The organism is Paenibacillus sp. Y301 (assembly GCF_059445505.1).
Window position 1 is genome coordinate 1 of sequence record NZ_JCAIUL010000051.1, and the last position, 629, is coordinate 629.

Genomic DNA, 629 nt, shown 5'->3' on the forward strand with positions numbered 1-629 from the left:
AACGTTAGCAGAAATTGACGGAAAGCGGGTGTAAAAATCAAAGGACTTAAACTACTATTTATACTGGCATCAATTCTTACTCTAATATTATTGAGTGCTTGTAACCAAGTAGACCCCAAAATACTTAAACCTACGACAATTGCTAATTTATATTCTGGGGACATATTGAACGTTGATAAGATTGTACTGGTAGATGGCTCGACTGGGGAAAGATTATCAGTAATGGATAATGATCAGGTGACAAAAATACTGGGATTAATAAAGGATGAATTAATAATTCCAGAAGAAAATCAAGAGGGATCGGTCGGATATATATTTAGAGTCATATTGTATGAGAATGATAAGTTAGTAATGGACTTCATTCCAAATCAAGTACAGGGCATTTATTACAAATACAATGAAAAACTATATCAGAATCTAAAGGAAGTATTTGAAGAGTATTTTGATAGAAAATTCTAGGAAGCCGTCAACATCTGCTAACATAGCATTCCTACATCGTCGCTATCGCTCCTTGATCGCCAAGGGGGAATTCGAAGAAGTGGAATCAGGCGATACATTCAACCAGCTAAGTCTGACGACCCGGCACTTCGTGCCTTAAGCTGCTTGAACGTCAGGAATGCCAAACGTTA

1 protein-coding gene is annotated in these 629 nt (G+C 37.0%); it reads left to right on the forward strand.

Translation table 11 applies throughout. The annotated features are described in order from the left end of the window. Positions 1-222: 222 nt before the first annotated feature. Positions 223-459 (forward strand): hypothetical protein, encoded by a 237-nt coding sequence (locus AC1D69_RS25045; RefSeq protein WP_495458818.1) that lies wholly within the window; start codon positions 223-225, stop codon positions 457-459. Positions 460-629 lie beyond the last annotated feature (170 nt).

Bases quoted from the DNA above. Each gene is read 5' to 3' on its own strand.
- AC1D69_RS25045 (WP_495458818.1), top strand. From the start codon at position 223: ATGGATAATGATCAGGTGACAAAAATACTGGGATTAATAAAGGATGAA.